Source organism: Bacillus mycoides (assembly GCF_001757995.1).
GTDB classification, from domain to species: Bacteria; Bacillota; Bacilli; order Bacillales; family Bacillaceae_G; genus Bacillus_A; species Bacillus_A mycoides_B.
In genome coordinates this window covers 101069-122564 of sequence record NZ_LXLV01000035.1, presented here as the reverse complement: position 1 = coordinate 122564, position 21496 = coordinate 101069, and the positions used below count along the sequence as shown (strand labels likewise).

Annotated in this window: 22 protein-coding genes and 2 pseudogenes; 15 read left to right on the top strand and 9 right to left on the bottom strand. The window is 34.8% G+C overall.

The genetic code is table 11. From position 1 onward, the window contains the following. Positions 1–79 precede the first annotated feature (79 nt). The 3 genes from BWGOE10_RS13645 (at position 80) to BWGOE10_RS33425 (ending at position 1662) form a co-directional block, all read left to right on the top strand. Positions 80–529: a hypothetical protein gene (locus tag BWGOE10_RS13645; RefSeq protein WP_002012966.1), complete on the top strand. Its 450-nt coding sequence runs from the start codon at positions 80–82 to the stop codon at positions 527–529. After that, positions 517–825, top strand: coding sequence for a YxcD family protein (locus tag BWGOE10_RS13640; protein ID WP_000447767.1), 309 nt, complete (start codon positions 517–519; stop codon positions 823–825). Before BWGOE10_RS13645 ends, BWGOE10_RS13640 begins: the two co-directional genes overlap by 13 nt. Before the next feature lie 363 nt (positions 826–1188). Beyond that, entirely contained in the window at positions 1189–1662 is a 474-nt protein-coding gene (locus tag BWGOE10_RS33425) for a hypothetical protein (RefSeq protein WP_070143396.1), read from the top strand. 106 nt (positions 1663–1768) lie between these two features. Here BWGOE10_RS33425 and BWGOE10_RS13630 read toward each other — a convergent pair whose 3' ends face one another. The 4 genes from BWGOE10_RS13630 to BWGOE10_RS13615 form a co-directional block, all read right to left on the bottom strand. Further along, complete coding sequence (locus BWGOE10_RS13630; protein ID WP_070143394.1) at positions 1769–3004, bottom strand: NAD(P)/FAD-dependent oxidoreductase; 1236 nt, start codon at positions 3002–3004, stop codon at positions 1769–1771. Continuing rightward, positions 3001–3333, bottom strand: a complete 333-nt coding sequence (locus BWGOE10_RS13625) for a (2Fe-2S)-binding protein (RefSeq protein WP_070143392.1) — start codon at positions 3331–3333, stop codon at positions 3001–3003. Before BWGOE10_RS13625 ends, BWGOE10_RS13630 begins: the two co-directional genes overlap by 4 nt. After that, positions 3330–3602, bottom strand: a complete 273-nt coding sequence (locus tag BWGOE10_RS13620) for a (2Fe-2S)-binding protein (RefSeq protein WP_070143391.1) — start codon at positions 3600–3602, stop codon at positions 3330–3332. The genes BWGOE10_RS13625 and BWGOE10_RS13620 overlap by 4 nt, the downstream gene beginning before the upstream one ends. 227 nt (positions 3603–3829) lie before the next feature. Beyond that, positions 3830–5491 carry a sigma-54 interaction domain-containing protein gene (locus tag BWGOE10_RS13615; RefSeq protein ID WP_070143389.1) on the bottom strand — a complete coding sequence of 554 codons (1662 nt, stop codon included), beginning with the start codon at positions 5489–5491 and terminating at the stop codon, positions 3830–3832. Positions 5492–5675: 184 nt separating this feature from the next. On the opposite strand from BWGOE10_RS13615, the gene BWGOE10_RS13610 reads away from it, so the two are divergent. The 9 genes from BWGOE10_RS13610 to ppaC all read left to right on the top strand — a co-directional run bounded on the left by BWGOE10_RS13610 (position 5676) and on the right by ppaC (position 15899). Then, on the top strand, positions 5676–6851 hold the full coding sequence (locus BWGOE10_RS13610) for an NAD(P)/FAD-dependent oxidoreductase (protein WP_070143387.1): 1176 nt from the start codon (positions 5676–5678) through the stop codon (positions 6849–6851). Further along, positions 6848–7885, top strand: coding sequence for a proline racemase family protein (locus BWGOE10_RS13605; RefSeq protein ID WP_070143385.1), 1038 nt, complete (start codon positions 6848–6850; stop codon positions 7883–7885). The genes BWGOE10_RS13610 and BWGOE10_RS13605 overlap by 4 nt, the downstream gene beginning before the upstream one ends. Next, a complete protein-coding gene (locus BWGOE10_RS13600) occupies positions 7882–8823 on the top strand; it encodes a proline racemase family protein (RefSeq protein ID WP_070143383.1) in 942 nt (313 codons plus the stop codon). Before BWGOE10_RS13605 ends, BWGOE10_RS13600 begins: the two co-directional genes overlap by 4 nt. Before the next feature lie 22 nt (positions 8824–8845). Beyond that, positions 8846–9742 (top strand): 4-hydroxy-tetrahydrodipicolinate synthase, encoded by an 897-nt coding sequence (gene dapA, locus BWGOE10_RS13595; RefSeq protein ID WP_070143381.1) that lies wholly within the window; start codon positions 8846–8848, stop codon positions 9740–9742. Between the two features lie 18 nt (positions 9743–9760). Continuing rightward, entirely contained in the window at positions 9761–11245 is a 1485-nt protein-coding gene (locus BWGOE10_RS13590; protein WP_070143379.1) for an aldehyde dehydrogenase family protein, read from the top strand. Between the two features lie 259 nt (positions 11246–11504). Next, positions 11505–12995, top strand: a complete 1491-nt coding sequence (locus tag BWGOE10_RS13585; protein ID WP_070143377.1) for an alanine/glycine:cation symporter family protein — start codon at positions 11505–11507, stop codon at positions 12993–12995. Between the two features lie 461 nt (positions 12996–13456). Next, positions 13457–13960, top strand: a complete 504-nt coding sequence (locus tag BWGOE10_RS13580; protein ID WP_070143376.1) for a GNAT family N-acetyltransferase — start codon at positions 13457–13459, stop codon at positions 13958–13960. A 275-nt stretch (positions 13961–14235) separates the two neighbouring features. Continuing rightward, positions 14236–14751 (top strand): DinB family protein, encoded by a 516-nt coding sequence (locus BWGOE10_RS13575; protein ID WP_070143374.1) that lies wholly within the window; start codon positions 14236–14238, stop codon positions 14749–14751. Positions 14752–14969: 218 nt separating this feature from the next. Continuing rightward, a complete protein-coding gene (gene ppaC, locus BWGOE10_RS13570; protein WP_070143372.1) occupies positions 14970–15899 on the top strand; it encodes a manganese-dependent inorganic pyrophosphatase in 930 nt (309 codons plus the stop codon). A 131-nt stretch (positions 15900–16030) separates the two neighbouring features. Here ppaC and BWGOE10_RS13565 read toward each other — a convergent pair whose 3' ends face one another. Continuing rightward, positions 16031–16219, bottom strand: coding sequence for a DUF4017 family protein (locus BWGOE10_RS13565; protein ID WP_070143371.1), 189 nt, complete (start codon positions 16217–16219; stop codon positions 16031–16033). A 316-nt stretch (positions 16220–16535) separates the two neighbouring features. On the opposite strand from BWGOE10_RS13565, the gene BWGOE10_RS13560 reads away from it, so the two are divergent. Further along, complete coding sequence (locus BWGOE10_RS13560) at positions 16536–16994, top strand: DUF6884 domain-containing protein (protein WP_070143369.1); 459 nt, start codon at positions 16536–16538, stop codon at positions 16992–16994. Between the two features lie 17 nt (positions 16995–17011). Continuing rightward, positions 17012–17278, top strand: a pseudogene (locus BWGOE10_RS33420) (N-acetylmuramoyl-L-alanine amidase C-terminal domain-containing protein); the annotation flags it as partial. A 190-nt stretch (positions 17279–17468) separates the two neighbouring features. On the opposite strand, the gene BWGOE10_RS13555 reads toward BWGOE10_RS33420, so the two are convergent. After that, complete coding sequence (locus BWGOE10_RS13555; protein ID WP_070143367.1) at positions 17469–17810, bottom strand: YolD-like family protein; 342 nt, start codon at positions 17808–17810, stop codon at positions 17469–17471. A 642-nt stretch (positions 17811–18452) separates the two neighbouring features. Here BWGOE10_RS13555 and BWGOE10_RS33415 point away from each other — a divergent pair. Continuing rightward, the gene (locus tag BWGOE10_RS33415; RefSeq protein WP_081338134.1) at positions 18453–18644 is read left to right on the top strand and encodes a hypothetical protein; all 192 of its coding nucleotides are present in this window, start codon (positions 18453–18455) and stop codon (positions 18642–18644) included. A 52-nt stretch (positions 18645–18696) separates the two neighbouring features. Here the strand turns inward: BWGOE10_RS33415 and BWGOE10_RS13550 are convergent. The 3 genes and pseudogenes from BWGOE10_RS13550 to BWGOE10_RS13540 form a co-directional block, all read right to left on the bottom strand. Then, positions 18697–19149, bottom strand: a pseudogene (locus BWGOE10_RS13550) (hypothetical protein). A 136-nt stretch (positions 19150–19285) separates the two neighbouring features. After that, positions 19286–19642 carry a hypothetical protein gene (locus BWGOE10_RS13545; protein ID WP_000606233.1) on the bottom strand — a complete coding sequence of 119 codons (357 nt, stop codon included), beginning with the start codon at positions 19640–19642 and terminating at the stop codon, positions 19286–19288. A gap of 131 nt (positions 19643–19773) precedes the next feature. Continuing rightward, entirely contained in the window at positions 19774–20397 is a 624-nt protein-coding gene (locus BWGOE10_RS13540) for an acetylglutamate kinase (RefSeq protein ID WP_070143365.1), read from the bottom strand. Positions 20398–21496: the final 1099 nt, after the last annotated feature.

Sequence of the window (21496 nt, the reverse complement as noted above, 5' to 3'; positions counted from 1 at the left end):
TTAAAACAAATCTATCATTCTTGTTTTAAAAGAAAGGTAGATTTCACATATATCTATATAAAAGGAGAATGGATATAATATGTTGAAAAAACTTGTAGCAGTAATGACAGCATTCATGGTTATCTTTGGGGCTAGTAGCTTTATGTTCGTAAATCACGCGGAAGCGAAAAGTTACAAATCTGGTAAAAAATCATATACACCAAGTTCTGGTCAAAATTCAAAAGTTGATTTAAACAAAAAAGATTCTAATGTAAATTCACAAAAAACGACAACAGATTCAAAAACAAAAGCAACAAACACAGCACCAAAAAGTAATAAAGGTGGCTTTATGAAAGGTTTATTACTAGGTGGTCTTGGTGGTTTACTAATGGGTAGCTTATTTGCAAATATGGGAGCTCTTGGTTCTGTATTAGCGTTTATGGTAAATATGTTAGTAATGGCTGGTATCGTAATGTTAGCAGTTCGTGCATTTAAATACTTCAAAGATCAACGTAAGAAAAAGGCAGATGAAGTAGCATGGAAACAATAAAAATTTCTGAACAAGAACTTATAAATGCGCTTTGCGTATATATCGCTGAAAAAAGACAAGTTGGTCCAGAAGAAGTTTCAGTTGAACTAATGTATGATGATGACTACGGTTTCTCTGCAGAAGTAGAGGTAAATGGTCGCCAGCAAATTTTAATTCAAGCAAACTTAATCGAAGCACTACGCTTGTTGCTTGATCGAGAATACAACGTCAATTCATTTGCAGCAAGATTGCAACTTGAATTAGATGATGAAGAAGGCATTTACGCATTAGCGAAATTTAATAATAATGAACAATAAAACTGTTAGAGCTGTATGCTCTAACAGTTTTTTTATTTGGATTAATATTGCTAATATGTTTCTTCTTTTAGAATAAAATCCAGTATTTCATGTGTCTTCAATTTAGTATTTGCATCATTTTATCTATCTAATCCAAAGTTGGCTATCCAAATAAATAATAATTTTGACATAAAACGACTTTTATTTATCTATTCGACGAATTGCGACAAATAAATCACAACTATATTTGATATGATATTTCAGAAATCTAATATTTTATTATTCAAAGCAAGGTAGAAGAATGATGGTGTAATTTTTATTAGGTTAAGTCCTATTGATTTTTAAAATACAGTTGATTAATACATTAGAAAAGAAGGCGTAGTAATGATATTTTTTATGTTAGCTATTAGTGTAGGATTAATATTTTTTGTTCATTATATAACGAAACAGATGTTTAAATACGAAGCAAATCACCTAAGTTCAAAAAAACGCTTTTTAATAAATCTTTTGCAATTTGTTAGATTTGCACCAGTAATTGTATTACTTGTAATATGCATACTGGTATTAACAACTTTGCACACGAAAACAGGTATTCGACTATCTCATGCATGGTATGCTGCGCAATTTTGGGCTTATTATACGTTTTTGTATTGTATTTATATGATAACTAGGAAAAAACTGCTTCTTTTTTCAATGGTTATATCCTTAATTATGGCCATTTATTACACTCCGTTGTTCCACTTTGAAAACCAATTTATAGGATTGTATGTAATTGTCGCTGATATTTGCGGAATTTTAATGTTTATAAATTTATGGATGTCGATATCGAAAGTTTTAGTCGGAATGAAAAATAGGTAATACCTTTGGTTCCTGTAATTGACGTAACAGAAATACTAGATGTAGTACAAAAATTATAAAAAAGGCGGTGGAAATGAATCCACCGCCTTTTTTATATGCTAGTATTTCACGCTTTCATTTGTTGATTTTCTTCAAATGATTGAAAATCACGCCAAATCTCATTCATCTTTTGTCTACCAACACCAACCATCGGATTAAACTGAATCGCAGCTTTCTGACGTACAGTGTGAACATTTTGAATTGCTTGTTGTAAATGTTTTTCAACCGAATTAGATGTTTTATTAGCTTGTTTTACGATTGAATATCCAGCGACAGTACCTTGCGCCATTGCGATTTTCCCGCTTTCAATTCCGGTAATATTTCCAGCAACAAATAAACCTGGAAGAGAGGTTTCCATTTCTTCTGAATGAAGTGGGACATGCCCGCCAAGTTCAGGAATGTAATGGAACGGACAACCAGCTACAGCGGCAAGCTCAGCAAGCGGATATAACCCTCCGGCAATACAAACGAAGTCAGCCTCATATATCTTTTCTGATCCATTAATAACATTTCCTTTAGAATCAATATTAGCAACACGAACACCTTCAACTTGATCCGTTCCGATAATTTCAAGTGCAGCTCTCCGGAGATGAAGTGGTGTCCCGTTTATTTTCATTCCGCTATTTGGATAGAAGGTTAATCCAGCTTTTCGAATCCAATCATATTTCATAAAACGGCTACCTATACGCAGCAAAGCAGAAGGAGCGAGGTGAGCTGCATTTAAAAGAGAGTTCAAAACTTCTTCTGGTTCACCAGCCTTCTGGCTTAACTCACTTTTTTCAGGAAGTACAATATGATCCACTTTAATTCCAGCTAATTGCAGTTCATTTAAAATGGCGAAAGACAAAATGTTAGCGCCAATTATGATTCCTTTTTTTCCAACTTGAACCCGGTGAACATTCGTCATAACTTGAGCTGCTCCAATTGACATAACTCCTGGAAGTGTCCAGCCAGGAAGGGGAATAGAATACTCCGCAGCCCCGGTAGCAATTAGTACGAACGGTGCTTCTAACGTACCGATATTTGTATGTACGAACCAAGACCTCTCATCTTTATCTAAGTTATATACGGAAATACTGCACCGAATATCGACTGAAAGGGATTTTGCTTCTTCATGAAGGCGCTTTGATTCTTCTATTCCGTTCCACCATTCCCCAGTAGGCTCTTGATGTAACTGTCCTAACAATCTCCCGCCCGGCTTCATAAATTCATCAATAACAAGTACGTTAAGTCCAAAATGTGCACAAGAGATGGAGGCTGATAATCCTGCTGGTCCTGCACCAATAATAATTACATCGATCATCGTTTTTTCACCATCTCTCTCACGATATTTGGATGCTGTTTTCCACTTTCAACAACCATATTGTCTTCTACAACAGTTAAGCATGCTCTTACGTTCGTTTGATTATTTACTGTCACGCGGCATTCTGAACAATGCCCGATATTACAATAAATACCTCGTGGTGTCCCGCTATCTTCATGGACCCTTAAAGTTCGTATTCCGTTTGCTAGCAGGGCAGCAGCTATAGTTTCGTGTTCATAAGCTTCGTATTGTTGACCATTAAATTGAAAAGTGATGCGTTCACTATTATTTAAACTACCTAAAATAGGGTGATCTGTAATTCTACTCATTTACTTTCACCTACCGCTCCAAAAGTAACCGCACGTATTGGTGGTTGATATTTTAATGGAATTTCATTTTGGGATATGTTAGGATTCGCACTTTCTACCATTCGTTCTATCGTCATTCTACATGTTCTGCCGCCGCAAAAACCCATACCAGCACGTGTTCTTAGTTTTAACTCACGAGCTGAGCAATTATATTCAGCAATTGTCGATTGAAGTTGTCCGTATGTAACTTCTTCACAACGACAAACAATTAAGTTCTCTTTATTCGTCATATGTATTCCTCCTCTAGTTCGGTTTGCACAAATTATTATGCAATAACTATGCCAACATAGAGGAGGAGATAGGTTATCCCGCTATTTGCTGGGCAGTAAGACCCCACCTCGAAATTTAGTGAAAGCAAAGAAGTTAGGTGGGGGTCGGGCTGCCCGTAAAAGCCCGATTGGTGAGGGCTGATAATCAAGTGGGGATGAACAAAACCCCCACTGATTAAAGTTTCACTTTATTGTAACCCCAGTCTTTTTAAACGGTTATATAGAGTGGCCCTCGTTACGCCAAGTTGTTTCGCACATTCTAATTTATTACCATCTAAAATGCGCAAAGCTCTTTCAATTACCTTTTTCTCGTGCTCATCCATTTCTTCTTGTAAAGAAAGAATCGTATTATTGTTGCTGAGTAATAGGGATTGAGCCGCATGATTGTCTAAAGTTTCATTTGTATGAAATGGTAAATATTCTTGTTTAATAATACCATCTGTCGCAAATACGACGAGTCTTTCAACTACGTTGCGGAGCTCGCGAATATTACCAGGCCAATTGTAATGAAGTAGTTCATGCATAATATTTGAAGGTAAGTCTCGAATTGGTCTGTTATAGTTTATTGAAAAATCGTTTAAGAATGAGTATGTTAATTCGATAATATCCTCTCGTCTTTCGCGTAGTGGCGGAATATGCAAGCTAACTACATTTAAGCGATAGTATAAATCTTCTCGGAAAGTTCCTTTTCTCATTTCTTCTTGTAAATCACGATTTGTAGCAGCGATAATGCGGAAATCAATATTTATTTCTTTTTCTCCACCAACTCGGTAATACTTTCGTTCTTGCAGTACACGCAAAAGTTTCACTTGCATATCGAGAGGCATTTCTCCAATCTCATCAAGGAATAAAGTACCGCCTTGCGCGAGCTCTATTTTTCCTTTCTTACCTTTACTATTTGCACCAGAAAACGCCCCGCGCTCGTAACCAAATAATTCACTTTCAAATAACGCTTCAGGAATTGCACCGCAGTTAATTGAAATGAAAGGGGCATTTGTTGTCTCACTTGCTTCATGAATTGCTTTCGCAAACACTTCTTTTCCAACTCCGCTTTCGCCTAGTATTAAAACCGTAGATTTCACTGAACAAACCTTTCTAGCTAATTGAATCGTTCTTTGTATAACGGGGCTTTTTCCATTCATTGCAAGGAAAGGATCGGATGTATCTTTATATTTTGCTACTTCTTGTTCTAATCGGTGCATTTCATGCGACATATTAAATAGTTTTTCATTCAAAGCGACTTGATTTGTAACATCAGTTTCAGAAACGACTGCTCCTATAATTTCATCGTTACAATATACTGGATTTGAATTAATTAATACGAATAAATCGGGACGAGGCTGATGGAACTGAGCGATTATGCTTTTTCCGTCATGTAATGATTGTAAAATTTCTAAATCTTTATAATCAAAAAACCGTGTAATGGGTTGTCCGATAATTTCATTATGGTTGACTGAAAAAATCTTTTCGGCGCCATCCGTCCAGGTACGAACGCATTCTTTCTCATCAATGACGGTAACAGAAGAATCAGTCGTTTGAATGACAGTGTTATAAAAAGCTAGCAGATCATTGTAAGACTTATAAAGAAATGGAATCATTTGTTGAGCAGTTACACAGCATATAGGATCTAGATTTTCGTTCACAATTACAACTGCCGAATTGTTAGAAAAAGCTTCGATTAACGTAGTGAAAGAGTCCTCTTCATAAATAACTGCGCAACTACATTCTTCAGTAGATGAAGGAAGGTAATAAAAATTTTTACCTTCCTGTTTCATGTGCTGAATGGTGCTTGTACGATCAATTGATAAAATTTTTATAAACTCTTTTATTGTTGGAAATGAAAATGTCATAGTGTCCTCCTGGTATGTATAAAAATTTAGACAGTGATAAAGAAATAATACACCCATTTACGATAAATTTAAAATATTTTTACAAATAAAAATTATTTCATATAAATAGTTCTGTATGTAGAGTTGGCACACCAATTGCATAAATAAAAAGTGAGAGATTTAGGAGAAAGGAGGAGTGATATATATGAGGCACTGTGACGTTTTAATAATAGGTGGTGGAATTATAGGATGTTCTATCGCTTATTACACTTCAAAATACGGAAGAGACGTAACGATCATTGAAAAAGGAGAATTTGTCAGTGGAACGTCTTCACGGTGTGATGGGAACATTTTGGCTATTGATAAAGACCCAGGGTTTGATAGTCAAATGTCGTTAGTAAGTCAAAATTTAGTAACTGAATTAAGTGAAGAATTGGAGCACTCATTTGAATATAGAGCGCCAGGAAGCATTCTCGTTTGTGAATCAGACGAAGAGATGGAGGCAGCACAGCAATGGGTAAATCGTCAAAAAGAAGCTGGATTACCGTTTCGAATGCTTGATAGACAAGATATAAAAGAAGAATCACCATTTTTTGCAGATGATTTATTGGGTGGTTTAGAATGTGCAACGGATTCAACTGTAAATCCATATCTTCTTGCTTTTTCACTTCTTGCAGAATCGAAGAAATTTGGTACGAAAGCTTTTAATCATACAGAAGTAAAAGAAATGAAAAGAGATATAGATGGTTCCTTTATTGTAGAAACAACAAATGGGACGTTTACTGCGAAGCAAGTGGTGAACGCAGCCGGTGTTTGGGCTCCTAAAATCGGACAGATGTTAGATGTAAATATTCCAATCGAACCGAGAAAAGGGCATATTATCGTAGCTTCAAGGCAACAGCACGTAGGTTCTCGTAAAGTAATGGAATTTGGTTATTTGATTTCTAAATTTAGCGGAAAACGACAAGTGGATGCTTTAACTGAAAAATACGGGGTAGCTCTTGTATTTGAGCCAACTGAAAGCCAAAACTTTTTAATTGGTAGTAGTAGAGAATTTGTAGGGTTTCATACGAGAATAAATAATGAAATTATTAAATGTATTGCGAACCGAGCGATTCGTTTTTATCCGAAAATGGCAGATATGATGGTGATTCGTTCTTATGCTGGATTACGTCCGTGGACAGAAGATCATTTACCAATCATTTCAAGAGTGGAACACATTCCGAACTACTTTATCGCAGCAGGACATGAAGGTGATGGAATTAGTCTTGCGGCAGTTACCGGGAAAGTGATTGAAGAGTTATTAAATGAAAAAGAAACAATCATTCCTATTGAACCACTTCGGTTGAGTCGTTTTACAGAAAGGGTGTTAAACGGATGAGGTCACAAAGAGTCTTTACGACAATTGATACACATACGGGCGGGAATCCAACGAGGACATTAATTAGCGGACTTCCTAAGTTAATTGGAGAGACGATGGCAGAGAAGATGTTACATATGAAAAGAGAGTACGACTGGATTCGGAAATTGTTAATGAATGAACCTCGTGGTCATGATGTAATGTCAGGGGCATTATTAACAGATCCGTGTCATCCTGAAGCTGATATAGGTGTTATATACATAGAGACAGGTGGATATTTACCGATGTGTGGCCACGATACAATCGGTGTATGTACAGCTTTAGTTGAATCAGGTTTAATTCCAGTAGTTGAACCGATTACTTCTTTAAAGCTAGATACACCAGCTGGCTTAGTGGAAGTAGATATTTCTGTTCAAGATGGTAAAGCGAAAGAAGTCTCTTTCTGTAACATACCAGCTTTTTTACTGAAAAATATTTCTGTACACGTTGAAGACATTGGAACTGTAGAGGCTGATATTGCATATGGAGGGAATTTTTATGCCATTATCGATGCGAAGGCAGTTGGTCTAGAACTAGTACCAGAAAATGCTTCTACAATCATTGATAAGGCGATTCATATTAGAAATACAATTAATGAGAAGTTTGAAATCATTCATCCAGAGTATTCGTTTATAAGTGGATTAACACATATTGAATTTTACACAGATCCTACTCATGAAAGTGCACATGTGAAAAATACAGTTGTTGTACCACCAGGAGGAATTGATCGATCTCCATGTGGTACAGGAACATCAGCGAAGCTAGCTGTATTATACGCTCATAAAGAAATAGAAATCGATGAAGAGTTCGTTCATGAGAGTATCGTTGGCTCTTTATTTAAAGGGTGTGTCATAAACGCGACAAATATAGAGAATATTGAGGCTGTAATAACGAAAATTACGGGCTCAGCTTGGCTTATGGGTATGCATAGATTTTTTTACAATGAAAAGGATCCACTTAAAGAAGGATTTTTGCTAATTCCGCCGATGGAACATGAAACGGAGGATGTAAAATGAACATTCAAAAAATGTATACAGCAGTAGATGTGCACGTAGCTGGCGAAGCATTTCGTGTAATTAAAGACGTACCATGCAAATACTACTACAGTTTAGAACATTTAAATGAACAATTTACTGGTGAATTAGCAGAAGAAATGAAGCTTTTATTAAATGAACCACGTGGTTTTATCGGTTTAAATGGATGTATTGTCGCTCCTTCTATTCATAAGGAAGTGGATGCAGCTGTATTGTTTTTTAATCATGAAGGATCCATTCCTCTTCATTACGGAGGCATTGTCGCAGTAATAACGATGTTACTAGAAAGCGGGTATTTAAAAAAGAGAGAGTCTAATCAATACAAAATCGAAACGTTATCCGGAATATTTTCAGTCCATGCGTATATAGAGAATGATGAAGTTATATCTGTTTCGTTTGAAAGCAAACTTTGTTATATGGTTGAGAAAGATTTGAAGATTGGTAATATAAGTTACTCTCTCATACAAGCCGATAAAGTATATGCAGTTGTAGAAAAGGATACGTCTTCACCAGATATTCGTATTGAAAATATTTCTGAATTAAAAAAATGGGGAGAAGCTACACTTCAAGCTATACAAAAACAGTCACTTATAAAAAGACTTATTTTAGTTGATTCTACGCAAAAAGAAAAGAACCATATAAAGTCGATTACATTTCATGAAGATAACTTTATTGTGCGTTCACCAGGTTTTGTTTCTACTATTGTGTCCTATGTTCATGCTTTATTTAAAAATGATTATATAACGGATAAACCTTTTAAAAACGAAAGTATATTTAATAGTTTTATAACAGTAGAAAAAGTGAAGAAAGAAGAACTAGGATACATTTTTCGATTTGAAAGTAGAGGGTTTATTACAGGAATGCAGACGTTTCTATTAGACCCTACTGATCCGTTTCCAACAGGTTTCTTATTAAAATAAAATGTTAAAGGGAGAGATAAAGATGCAAAAAATTAAAGGGGCATTTCCAGTATTAATAACACCGATGGATGAATTTCAAGAAATTGATTGGAAAGGTGTAAAACAAAACGTAAACTACTTTATTGAGCAAAAAGTAGCTGGAATTATTATTAATGGAAGTACGGGGGAATTTGTTAGTTTATCAAAAGAAGAGCGATTTAACATGGTAGAAACAGTATTAAAAGAAGTGGATGGCCGTATTCCAGTCATTGTGGGAACTACTGCGGAGACGACGAAAGAAACGATTGAATATACGAAACATGCGGAAGCACACGGAGCGGATTGTGCATTAATTATAAACTCGTATTATTGTAAACCGAAAGAAGAGGAAATCTATTTTCATTTTAAAGAAATCTCAAACGCTGTAAACATACCAATTATGTTATACAATAACCCATTTACTTCTGGTGTTGATATGAGTACAGAGCTAATGCTCCGTATTGGAAAAGAGTTTGAAAATGTTACACATATTAAAGAATCTAGCGGAGATATTCGCAAAGCGAGAGATTTAGTAAGACAAGGGGAAGGTGCTTTCCAAGTCTTCTGCGGATCTGAGGATTTAGTTATGGAATCTTATTTAGTTGGTGCAACAGGATGGGTTTCAGTAGCAGGAAATATCGTTCCAGGACTCGTTACGAAAATGTATGAGCATTTTCAAAATGGTGAATTAGAAAAAGCGTGGGAGATAAACGATGCTATTTTACCTCTTTGTGAGTTTCTTGAAGGCTCAGGGAAATATGTACAAATAGTTAAACGCTCAATGGAATTACATGGGCAGGTCGGAGGACCTTCACGTTATCCGAGATTAGGATTAACTGTAGAAGAAGATCAAAAGCTTCAAACGATTTTATCAGAAATTGCAGCTCATGCAGTTGTTTAAATAAGGAGGAGAGCATATATGTTAACGACAAACATTGAGCTGAAACCAAAAGTGAAAGCGTTTTTAAATGAAGAGATTAAAATGTTTATTAATGGTGAATTTGTTCCTTCAATAAGTGGAAAGACGTTCGAAACATACAATCCAGCAACAGAAGATGTTCTGGCTGTCGTATGTGAAGCACAAGAAGAAGATATCGATGTTGCAGTAAAAGCGGCAAGACTTGCTTTTGAAACCGGTCCTTGGGCGGAAATGCCTACTGCTGAAAGAGCGCATCTTATTTATAAATTAGCAGATTTAATTGAAGAGCATAGAGAAGAATTAGCACAACTAGAAGCTTTAGATAATGGAAAACCATATCAAGTAGCACTTGATGATGATATTGCAGCGACAGTAGAAAATTACCGATATTATGCGGGGTGGGCTACAAAAATTATCGGGCAAACAATTCCGATTTCAAAAGATTATTTAAATTACACACGCCATGAACCGGTTGGTGTTGTAGGTCAAATTATTCCGTGGAATTTTCCGCTCGTTATGTCTTCTTGGAAAATGGGAGCGGCACTTGCAACAGGTTGTACGATTGTATTAAAACCAGCAGAGCAAACACCTTTATCTTTACTATATACAGCGAAGCTTTTTAAAGAAGCTGGTTTTCCAAACGGTGTCGTAAACTTTGTACCAGGTTTTGGCCCTGAAGCAGGATCGGCAATTGTAAACCATCATGATATTGATAAAGTAGCTTTCACAGGTTCAACAGTTACAGGGAAATATATTATGCGTCAGTCTGCAGAAACAATTAAACATGTAACGTTAGAACTTGGTGGTAAGTCACCAAACATCATTTTAGAAGATGCTGACTTAGAAGAAGCGATTAACGGTGCGTTCCAAGGAATTATGTATAATCATGGTCAAAATTGTAGCGCAGGATCTCGAGTTTTCGTTCATCGAAAGCATTATGAAACAGTCGTAAATGAACTTGTGAAAATGGCAAATAAAGTGAAGCTTGGAGCAGGTATGGAGGCGGAAACTGAAATGGGACCGCTCGTATCTAAAAAACAACAAGAGCGTGTGCTAAATTACATTGAACAAGGAAAAGCTGAAGGTGCTACTGTTGCAGCCGGCGGTGAACGCGCATTTGAAAAAGGTTATTTTGTACAGCCAACAGTATTCACAAATGTTACAGACGATATGACAATTGTTAAGGAAGAAATTTTTGGACCAGTTGTCGTTGTACTTCCATTTGATTCGACAGAAGAAGTAATTGAAAGAGCAAATCGCTCTTCATATGGACTTGCTGCGGGTGTATGGACACAAAATATTAAAACAGGGCATCAAGTTGCCAATAAATTAAAGGCAGGAACAGTGTGGATTAATGATTATAACCTAGAAAATGCTGCTGCGCCATTTGGTGGATATAAGCAATCTGGTATCGGACGTGAATTAGGTTCATATGCACTTGATAATTATACAGAAGTGAAAAGTGTTTGGGTAAATATTAAGTGATACTCTATTCAGTCGGGAATTTTTTAATCCCCACTGAATAGTAGTTGAATCAATCAGGCATCTACAGGTAGTGGATTTTTCACCTTATTTCCTTTGTGTTCAACGCATTTAGAGGTGGGAATCATACTATCCACAATTAGTGGGATAAAAGGATGATGAAATATAGTAAGAGAAGCGGACAACTGGTAGGTAGGATAAAGGTTGTCCGTTTTCTTATATATAAAATTACTTTTTCAAAAGAATGATAAGGGGGATTTGGATGGAGAAGTTAGTAGAATGGTTAGTAGGGCAAGTATGGAGTATTGGTTTAGTTGTTTTCGCATTAGGGGCAGGGGTGTATTTCACCATTGCGACTCGTTTTTTACAAATTCGTTATTTTAAAGAGATGATTAAGCTACTTTTTGAAGGGAAAAGTTCAGAGACTGGAATATCATCCTTCCAAGCGTTTTGTTTGGCTCTATCAGGAAGGGTTGGAATAGGTAATATCGCAGGGGTAGCAACAGCAATAGCTTTCGGGGGACCTGGAGCTGTATTTTGGATGTGGATGATGGCTCTATTAGGAGCAGCTAGCGCATTTATTGAATCAACATTAGCTCAAGTTTATAAAAGTAAAGTAGGAAATGAATATCGCGGTGGTACACCCTATTTCATTGAGAAAGGTTTGAAAATGAAATGGTTTGCAGTCATTGTAGCGGTGGTAGTAACACTTTCATATGGGGTTTTATTACCAGGTATTCAATCGAGTAGTATCGCTGTTGGATTTGAAAATTCTAACGGTATTAGTAAATATGTAACGGGTATATTTTTAGTTGTGTTACTAGCGGCGATTATTTTTGGTGGAGTAAAAAGAATTGCTGGTGTGTCACAAATGTTAGTACCTTTTATGGCAATTGGCTATGTAATTGTTACATGCATCATTTTAATTGCAAATATAACAGAAATTCCAAGTATGTTCGCTTTAATTTTCTCAAGTGCATTTGGTGTAAATGAAATGTTTGGCGGTATCGTCGGTGCAGCTATTGCTTGGGGTGTAAAGCGAGCAGTATTTTCTAACGTTGCTGGTGTAGGAGAAGCAACATATAGTTCTGCAGCTGCTGAAGTATCGCATCCTGCAAAACAAGGGTTAGTTCAAGCGTTTTCTGTATATATCGATACAATTGTAGTATGTACAGCGACAGCTCTCATGATTTTAATAACAGGAATGTATAATGTTATACCTGAAGGGAAAAGTGCTATTGTACAAAATATAGGGAATGTGGAAGCAGGTCCCATTTACACACAACAAGCAGTTGAAACTGTTATGACCGGATTTGGTCCAATATTTATTTCAATCGCAATCTTCTTCTTCGCATTTACAACTTTACTAGCTTACTACTATATCGCTGAAACGACGCTTACTTATTTAGATCGTGGGCTCAAATATAGCTGGTTAAAACCAGTATTAAAAATTGGATTTTTAATTATGGTATACATCGGTAGTGTAGAATCAGCTTCGTTTTTATGGAACCTCGGAGATTTAGGAATTGGTAGTATGGCATGGTTAAACCTTATAGCAATCCTATTGTTAAGCAAAACTGCATTAAAAGTGTTAAAAGATTATGAAACGCAGAAAAAAGAAGGAAAAGATCCGATTTTCGATCCTAGAAAAGTAGGGATTGAAGGTTTAACGATTTGGGAAGAGCGGAGTAAAGAGGTTGAAATGAAAAGTTCTAAAGAAAAAGTATCAGCGGATGATAGTGTTAAATTTTAAACATGCAAATTTCTAGTATTGAAAAACTGAAAATTCAATCTTTTATTAGAGTTATATATGGTCCTTGTTTGGTCTTAAACAAAAAGCTGATCTTAGTAAAGTGATTTTAGAAGCTTGTTGTGTTATTGCTGCAATTTCAGGAGAACTGAAATGTGCTAAGCGATGATTTTAGTGTAAGAGTGTATGGTGGAATTGAAAAATCAAAGTCATTAAACGTGAGAAAGCTCTCCTTAAAATAAGCTTGTAAGGAGAGCTTTTTATTTTAGCCTAATTTTTTTGAAAGAGTTTCAATTGTTTCATATAATCGATAGCTTTTGTTTTTCTCTTGCATATTTCCTATCTAATATATATTTCATATAGTTATCCTTTCTCTAAAAAATCATATCTTAAATAATTTCATCTTAGAATTTCATTATTCCTTCTTTAAAAGTTGTTACAATGAAACAAAAGGGGGAAAAGTAATGCAAAATTTAGTAATTGAAGAAATTAAGCAACTAGAAAATGATATTGAAGAGCTTTCTAAACTATTGAAAACTGTAGTAGATGATGGGGCATCAATTGGTTTTTTACCTCCACTTGAACAAAAAGAAGCAACAAATTATTGGCAAACTGTATTAGCACCAGAAGTGATATTGTATGTTGCTAAAATAAACAATGAAGTGGCAGGAAGCATTCAATTACAACTAGTTACAAAGCCTAACGGGATCCATAGAGCCGAAATTTGTAAGTTAATGACTCATCCAGACTTTAGACGTAACGGCATTGGACGTTCGCTTATGCAAAAAGCAGAGGAACGAGCAAAGCAAGAAAATAGGTCTCTTTTAGTATTAGATACTAGAGAAGGAGATCCTTCTAATAGATTGTACAAGGCATTAAATTATCAAGAATCCGGCAAAATACCAGAATATGCGATTTCTCCGAATGGTGAGTTAGATGCAACGGTAATTTATTATAAAACGATTTAGTTTTTTATTTGAAAAGGGAGATAATTTCAAACGACATATTTGTTATTATGTCTGTGTGTTAATTTATAAAAAAGATTGATAATTTAAAACAAAGTTTGATAAAACCCTGTATAATAGGGTTTTTCTTTTGAGCCTTTAACTTCATCTGGAATGTTCAATTAAAGGACCAGTTTGTAGAAGGTTTTAACAGGTTTTTTAGAGTTATTATTTAAATAGGGATTTTGAAGTCTTTTGGTGAATATTAAATGTTAATCTAAAAGATGGAGGTTGCTGTGATGTTGAAACTGTTTCAATATAACTGGCAAGTTCGTGATGATTGGTTTACATTGTGCGAAGACATGCCGGATGAAGAACTATTAAAGAAACGGATCGGTGGGTTCGGCAGTATCCTACATACCCTATTTCACATTGTAGATGTGGAATATATGTGGATCTTAGGTTTACGAGGTGAACCAGTACCTGAGGATCAATTGTTTGAAGATTATGACATCTTACAAAAAGTGAAAAATCTTTCGGATCAATACCGCGAGAAAGTGAAGCCATTTGTGACATCTTGGACAAATGAAATGGATTCTCGGAAACTTTTAGAAACTGATTTCAATGAAGAACCAATTAGCTCTAGAGACGCACCAATCAGGCGTAGAGTCATTGAATGTACACACGGAGAGATAATACGTCATGTCATTGTCCACGAAATCCACCATATCGGCCAGTTATCTATATGGGCACGTGAAATAGGAAAGGAGCCTGTTTCCGCAAATCTGAGAGGAAGAGGGCTATTCGATAATTAGACTGCCTTTGCCAATTTCGCATTTAACAACGTAGTGCAAGTTCCATCTTTATTTTAATGAAAAGATAACCTTTGACCATCTAAATTATTTTAGATGGTCTTTTTTTGTGAAAACGATGAAAAATATAGAAGAAACTGCAATTATTTATAAAAAAATGTGTCTAAAATATTGTCATATTTGCTTCTTTAAGATATCCTTTTCATGAAGAGGTGGAAAACATGGAAAAAGTACTAGTTTTCGGGCATAAAAACCCAGATACAGATGCAATTTGTTCTGCGATTGCTTATGCAGAATTGAAAAAAGAATTAGGAATGAATGCTGAGCCTGTACGTTTAGGCGAAATCAGCGGTGAAACTCAATTTGCGTTAGACTCTTTTAAAGTAGAAGGACCGCGTTTTGTTGAGACAGTAGCAAACGAAGTGGACAACGTTATTTTAGTTGACCATAACGAACGCCAACAAAGTGCTAACGATATCGAATCTGTTCGTGTGTTAGAAGTTATTGACCATCACCGTATTGCTAACTTTGAGACAAGCGATCCTATATACTACCGTTGTGAGCCAGTTGGTTGTACAGCTACAATCTTAAACAAAATGTACAAAGAAAATGGTGTTGCAATTCGTAAAGAAGTTGCAGGTTTAATGTTATCTGCAATTATTTCAGATTCTTTACTATTCAAATCTCCAACTTGCACAGAACAAGACGTAGCAGCAGCACGTGAATTAGCGGAAATCGCTGGTGTAGATGCAGATAGCTACGGCTTAGAAATGTTAAAAGCTGGTGCTGACTTAAGCGGAAAAACAATGGAGCAATTAATCTCCCTTGACGCTAAAGAATTCCAAATGGGTAACGCGAAAGTTGAAATCGCACAAGTAAACGCTGTTGATACAAACGACGTTCTTGTACACCAAGTGGAACTTGAAAAAGTTATCTCTGCAGTAGTAGAAGAAAAAGGTTTAGACCTATTCTTATTCGTTGTAACTGACATCTTAACTAACGATTCTGTTGGTCTTGCGATCGGTAAAGCAGCAGACGTTGTTGAGAAAGCATACAACGTAACATTACAAAACAACACAGCTACTTTAAAGGGTGTTGTATCTCGTAAAAAACAAATCGTTCCTGTATTAACAGAAACATTCCAAGCTTAATATTATTGAGTATGGATAAACAGAAAGGACAAGTAGTCGGATTGGCTGCTTGTCTTTTTTTATTATAAAATTACAGACGAGCCTATTGGATGGAAATAAAAAAGGATAGCAATAGCTATCCTACTTATCGTTTATTCATAAGATCGTTTCTTATTTATATAAAATGTAATAATAGCAGCAATAATGAAAATAGGTATTGCGTACGCTTGCCCAACAAAGAATTTCCAACCTACAGTATTATAGCCCTCAGATGCTGGAATGATAATCGCGATGATACAAACAATAATATAAGCTAATACTGCTGGGAGTATATTTCTCATAGTTGTTCACCTCCTTTTTATACTACATTTATATATTATACTGTTAAATAGATATTGGGAGATTAAGTGTACTTGATTTTACGAAATCTTTACAAATTCACTAAAGGATGTGGTGTCTGCATGCTGTATGAAAGTGACTTTAGTACGATGTGTTTATGTAATATATATGCTTAATAGACTGTTCTAAAAGAAATTAAACCAAATATAGAAGATAATGTAATTTTATCTTTCAAGATTAGTATATAGTATTCTGTAAAAAAATGTACTGGAAAATTGATATTTCATAAGAAATATAGAAGTGAGGTAAGAAATAACGATGAAAAGATTATGCATTATTCCATGTGGAAAAAAGAAAATTTGGGATAAGTACCCAGATTTCGGAGAGGCAGAGGCAAAAGATGTATATATTAGCCCGTTCGGAAAAGCATGTCAGGCGTACGCAGCGGAGTTTTTCGAGAACTGGGTTATATTATCAGCAAAGCATGGATTTTTAAGACCAAATGATATTGTACAGGAAAACTATGATCTTGCATTTGATTCAAAGCGTAATGAGATTATTAGTATAGAACAATTACAAAAACAGATGATTGAAAAAGACTTACTTCAGTTTGATGAAATTGTCTTACTTGCGGGGAAGAAGCATAAAAAAGTAGTGACGAAGCTATATCCAGAAGAAATCATTACATATCCGTTAGAAGGATGTAGAGGGATTGGGTATATGTTGCAGAGGTTGAAGGGTGCTGTGGAAGCGCAGCAGGATATAACGGAGAGTTAAAAAGTAAAGTAGGATTCCTATACGCTCTAACGGGACAAACTGTTGGGGATGGTGGAGAAAACGGCGGTTCTAATGGTGGATATCAATACGTTAAGTCAGGTGGATTCGGTACTAACTCCTTAGATGAAGTTATTCAAACTAAGGCAGAACGAGGAATAAAAGGTAATGTTAATGTTGATCCACTTTCTGGACTATGTTATATCCAAACCGATGTCCTACCTAATGCAGAGTTAGATAAGATTACTTGGTGGATGGATACTAGACCAGGTGGTAAATGGTGGTAAATGGTGGTATGAATATATCTAACTGCTTCCTCTGCTTTCTCTATTGAGTTTGTATTCGATAACCATAACAAACAGCCTTTATCTTGCTAACTCTCATAAGAAATTACACTCTTGCTCTGTCTGTATTTAACTTAGAATACAAGATTCTTTCATTTTTATTCCCGGTTATATTTGGAAAACTGTCTGTTTTTTATCTCAAATCAATTATATCTATAAATTTAAGGAAGATTCTGTTATAAGATGCATCAGTGCAAGTTATTAAATTCTTTATCGGATTTATGTCAGTTACAGTCATATATCTAGTAAGTAAATGACCATCTCTATAATAAGTAATCAATATCTTCTCTTCAGAAAGAAATGAACATAATAACTTGTTTTCAATAATTTCTTGTTCGTCTTGGGTTAATGTAGGACGCTCCACTTTTGTTTGTTTTTTAACAATTTTACCAATACCGTTGAATTTCTTCGGTACCGAAGCGAATGGAGTCCGCTTAACCATACCTATTCTTTTGGGTATACTTGTATAGTTCATGTTGTATATCTCCCTAATTGCTATTAATAACTGTATCATTATATCAATTTTTGGAGGTGTTAGGATTAATTATTTAATTATATAATAAACATTTAGAGGTTTTCGGCTCCTTATAAAATCAAACTAATTCAACTAAACATGATTTATATATATAATAGGAGAAATTACTGTGGAGTCCCTTTTCCAAATTACAATTATGAGATAAAAAGAAAAAATGTAAACACAGAAATTTTAGATTAGTATAGTAATCTTTATATAAAATAAAATCTGCTTAATTGCAAATAAAGCAGATGTATATGTGAAAATAAAATGGAAATAATTATGTCAAATAGCAAATCATTATTTGAATAGCGGTCACATTTTGGTCACAAATCCTATAAATTTATCTGCTTAGTTAAACCGAATCCATCCATAAACCGTGTAATAAAGCCATTTCTCATTACATATCTAGAGGGATTAAGTATATGTTGCAGAGGTTGAAGGGGGCTGTGGAAGCACAGCAGGAAATATAGGCATGAATTAGTACTTGATTCAAATTACATCACATTTATACATTTTAATTAGACTAGTAAACAAGCCATTTCATCCTTTTAAACATAGAATATGAGGAATTCTATTATGTATTAGGGGGGAATCATATTCATGGGAAATAATTGTCGTTGTAGACATTTCCGAGATTGTAATAGATTTTGGGATGATTTAATGTTTGGAAGATGTAGACGTAGAGATTGTGATGATTGCTGTTGTAAACGTAAACGTCATTGTGATTGCGATGAATGCCATTGCAATCGTAAACGTGATGATGATGATGACGATAAATGTCGTAAGTGGTAATTTTTTTGAAAGAGTACTTAGAAGTAAGTACTCTTTTTTTTGTATGAATCTTTTAGATTCCATTTTGAACGGATTTTTTTACAATTTCCCATGTATCTTGCTTTTTAATCTTTATAGTTACATTAGTTCCGTTAGATTCCTTATAAAAGATATAACCATTGTTTGAGTTCACATATGTTATGGGTTCACCTATGCAATCTCGTCAACAAGATTTATTGATGAGCTCAATTAATGATAGTTCGCTCGGATCGGTTTTACTTGCATCTATTACGATATCAAGGCTCGTTTTACGATAACCTTGTAAGTTTACATGAAAAGTGTTTTCAATTTCTCCTGTAATGCTAGTATTCATCACTTCAACTGAATTTTTCTTTTCTTGAAGAAATCCGTTTTCATAAAGTAATTTTGTATATCCAAGCCATGCGATTAAAACTAGCATGAAAAACATACCAGACATTTTTAGTGTTCGAAGCCGTTTACTAACAATTGTTTCTGAGTATTTCATTCAGTCTAATCCTCCAATGTTTTTAATTTAAAGTATGCCTGGGTACATACATTTAGAAGAGGATGAAAGGTAACGAGGTCTTGATTCAAAAAAGAAAACATCAAAAATTAGATGCTTTCTTTTTGAATGATTATTGTTATCTGTTAGTTACTTGTTTCATAAGCGGTCTTATTTCTTTAACAGGTGGTTTTTTATCATAGGCATCAACGTAAGAAAAGTAATAATTTAAGTTTCTAAGAAGTCCTTTTCCTATTTTAGCGCTTAAGAAGGGGAATACTTGTCCGGTATAATCATCGAGAGATTTACAGTAGTATTTTTCATCTAAGTATATGCTGTATTTACATGTTAGTTCTACTAATGAGTTACCTTCATCATCAAATACTTCTTTAGAATCAATAATGTCTATTAATGCGAATTTTTCATTCAGATAAACTTTCTTCTTTTTCTCGTGTTTATTTGTGAGGATAAATACGAGACCAATGGCGTTAATCAAACTATTTCCTCCTATAAAAAACGGATATTAATAAAATATATCGATATAAGCTAAATGTAAAGAGGAGAGGCCTAAAATGTGAACTAGATAGAAACAATAATAAGCCGATTTGAAGACAAATCGGCCCATTATTATTGAAATACTTGCGGAAATTGTTTTACGATTGCGTCTGTTATCATGTCGGCCATTTCTAATGCTTCTTTTTCAATTTTATCGTATAGTTTTACACTGGCATCATAATCTTTATTTAGGAAGGCGAGTGCTTCCGCTTTCGTTAACGCTAAATGCTCATAGAACATTTTTCTAAATTCTTCTTTTTCTATATATGGGTTGATACTGGTTAGAAACTCAACAATTTCATCACCATTAGCGTACCACTTCTTTTCTATAGCGGCTGCTGCATTTTGATCACCAGCTTTCGCGGCTTTAACAAGATCAGCTGCAATTACTAAGTGGTCTTTAATTAATGCACTATATTTTTTTACTGCATCTTCACCGTAGAATGGTTCAAGTGATAGGCCCATGTGTGTTGCATTTTGTAGAAGACGTCCAACAGTAACGTTTACGTCTGGCAAGTTAAAGACGATGCCTATAATGGCTAATCGCGTCCAAGTGACGTGTTGTTCCCATAAAGAACGCATATATCCTTTTAGAAAGTTTTCGTTTTTACTAACTCGGTAATTTCGTACAAATGAATCGAAGTTTCCATTAGTGATATGATAAGGGGAGTAATACGATTGCCAATAAGTATACATAAATAGTTACACTCCTTTGAACATGTATATCTCACAATATGATAAACGTTATTTTTAAGTTACGTGTCCAAGAGTTTTTTTGAGAGTTGGAAAAGGAGAAAGTTAAAGGTTGAAGGGGAATAAAAAACACATTTATGATATATATGAATCAAAAGGATTTTAAAATAATAGAGGTCCTGCAAGGGAAATTGCAGGACCTCAAAAGGGTATTGCCGAGATGTCGGACTCGACTACGTAATATTAGCATAAAATTTTTAAAAAATAACCTGGTAAATGTGTCCAAATAAAAAAGAGACTATTTAATAAAGTTAAAGGGATCTGCTTCCCGTAGCAAATCCCTTTAACTAGATAATGTTGATGAGCAAAAACTCATCTAGAGTACCTTCATAGTAACAAATGAAATTCACTTTGTGTATTGAGAAAAAATGAATTGCTTGTATGAATGTAGCGGATTTATATTTTGCTTTTTGGAATTATAATCATTTGTGGAGAGCGGAATAGGGTTCTAAAATGGAGAAAAGACTTTTCAGCCAGGCTACGATACATTGCAATATGTAAGTATAAAAAAGACCTGCTAATTTAAGCAGGTCAACATAAGGGGTTTATCTAACAGATTATTATATATGGTAACAACTGTATTGTAGTAAGTCTATAAGTTATATGTTGAGAAAATTTGTTTGAATGATATATATTTGGCACATGTATTAACGTTTAAAAAGTTGAGAAAGGAAATTTATAAGCTTTCTATAAGAAAATAAGGGCTGATACCTATAAAATGATTCATATTTCCACGCATCATTATTAGAGAATTGGAGTTGTTTATTTGACTCTTTAGGCTTGATGGAACTATTGTAACTACGTTTCATAATTTAACCTCCTCAAATTCACATGTATACGATTAGTAGTATTCTAGGAAGGCGAATAAAATGAATATTTATATTGAAATTCTATCTTCATGTGTACTAGATTTGTGTTTTAAATGTTGTAAAACGTAGAAAGTAACTAAAACGCCGATACTAATTAATATCCATAACGAAGAGAAACTTAGAATAATGAAAAAGCATGCTATTAGGCTTAAAGAGAGTGCTTTGTTAAAGAA

What these genes read in the sequence shown, in the direction of transcription:
- BWGOE10_RS13645 (WP_002012966.1), top strand. Translation starts at nt 80, where the DNA reads ATGTTGAAAAAACTTGTAGCAGTAATGACAGCATTCATGGTTATCTTT.
- BWGOE10_RS13640 (WP_000447767.1), top strand. Translation starts at nt 517, where the DNA reads ATGGAAACAATAAAAATTTCTGAACAAGAACTTATAAATGCGCTTTGC.
- BWGOE10_RS33425 (WP_070143396.1), top strand. Translation starts at nt 1,189, where the DNA reads ATGATATTTTTTATGTTAGCTATTAGTGTAGGATTAATATTTTTTGTT.
- BWGOE10_RS13630 (WP_070143394.1), bottom strand. Translation starts at nt 3,004, where the DNA reads ATGATCGATGTAATTATTATTGGTGCAGGACCAGCAGGATTATCAGCC.
- BWGOE10_RS13625 (WP_070143392.1), bottom strand. Translation starts at nt 3,333, where the DNA reads ATGAGTAGAATTACAGATCACCCTATTTTAGGTAGTTTAAATAATAGT.
- BWGOE10_RS13620 (WP_070143391.1), bottom strand. Translation starts at nt 3,602, where the DNA reads ATGACGAATAAAGAGAACTTAATTGTTTGTCGTTGTGAAGAAGTTACA.
- BWGOE10_RS13615 (WP_070143389.1), bottom strand. Translation starts at nt 5,491, where the DNA reads ATGACATTTTCATTTCCAACAATAAAAGAGTTTATAAAAATTTTATCA.
- BWGOE10_RS13610 (WP_070143387.1), top strand. Translation starts at nt 5,676, where the DNA reads ATGAGGCACTGTGACGTTTTAATAATAGGTGGTGGAATTATAGGATGT.
- BWGOE10_RS13605 (WP_070143385.1), top strand. Translation starts at nt 6,848, where the DNA reads ATGAGGTCACAAAGAGTCTTTACGACAATTGATACACATACGGGCGGG.
- BWGOE10_RS13600 (WP_070143383.1), top strand. Translation starts at nt 7,882, where the DNA reads ATGAACATTCAAAAAATGTATACAGCAGTAGATGTGCACGTAGCTGGC.
- dapA (WP_070143381.1), top strand. Translation starts at nt 8,846, where the DNA reads ATGCAAAAAATTAAAGGGGCATTTCCAGTATTAATAACACCGATGGAT.
- BWGOE10_RS13590 (WP_070143379.1), top strand. Translation starts at nt 9,761, where the DNA reads ATGTTAACGACAAACATTGAGCTGAAACCAAAAGTGAAAGCGTTTTTA.
- BWGOE10_RS13585 (WP_070143377.1), top strand. Translation starts at nt 11,505, where the DNA reads ATGGAGAAGTTAGTAGAATGGTTAGTAGGGCAAGTATGGAGTATTGGT.
- BWGOE10_RS13580 (WP_070143376.1), top strand. Translation starts at nt 13,457, where the DNA reads ATGCAAAATTTAGTAATTGAAGAAATTAAGCAACTAGAAAATGATATT.
- BWGOE10_RS13575 (WP_070143374.1), top strand. Translation starts at nt 14,236, where the DNA reads ATGTTGAAACTGTTTCAATATAACTGGCAAGTTCGTGATGATTGGTTT.
- ppaC (WP_070143372.1), top strand. Translation starts at nt 14,970, where the DNA reads ATGGAAAAAGTACTAGTTTTCGGGCATAAAAACCCAGATACAGATGCA.
- BWGOE10_RS13565 (WP_070143371.1), bottom strand. Translation starts at nt 16,219, where the DNA reads ATGAGAAATATACTCCCAGCAGTATTAGCTTATATTATTGTTTGTATC.
- BWGOE10_RS13560 (WP_070143369.1), top strand. Translation starts at nt 16,536, where the DNA reads ATGAAAAGATTATGCATTATTCCATGTGGAAAAAAGAAAATTTGGGAT.
- BWGOE10_RS13555 (WP_070143367.1), bottom strand. Translation starts at nt 17,810, where the DNA reads ATGAACTATACAAGTATACCCAAAAGAATAGGTATGGTTAAGCGGACT.
- BWGOE10_RS33415 (WP_081338134.1), top strand. Translation starts at nt 18,453, where the DNA reads ATGGGAAATAATTGTCGTTGTAGACATTTCCGAGATTGTAATAGATTT.
- BWGOE10_RS13540 (WP_070143365.1), bottom strand. Translation starts at nt 20,397, where the DNA reads ATGTATACTTATTGGCAATCGTATTACTCCCCTTATCATATCACTAAT.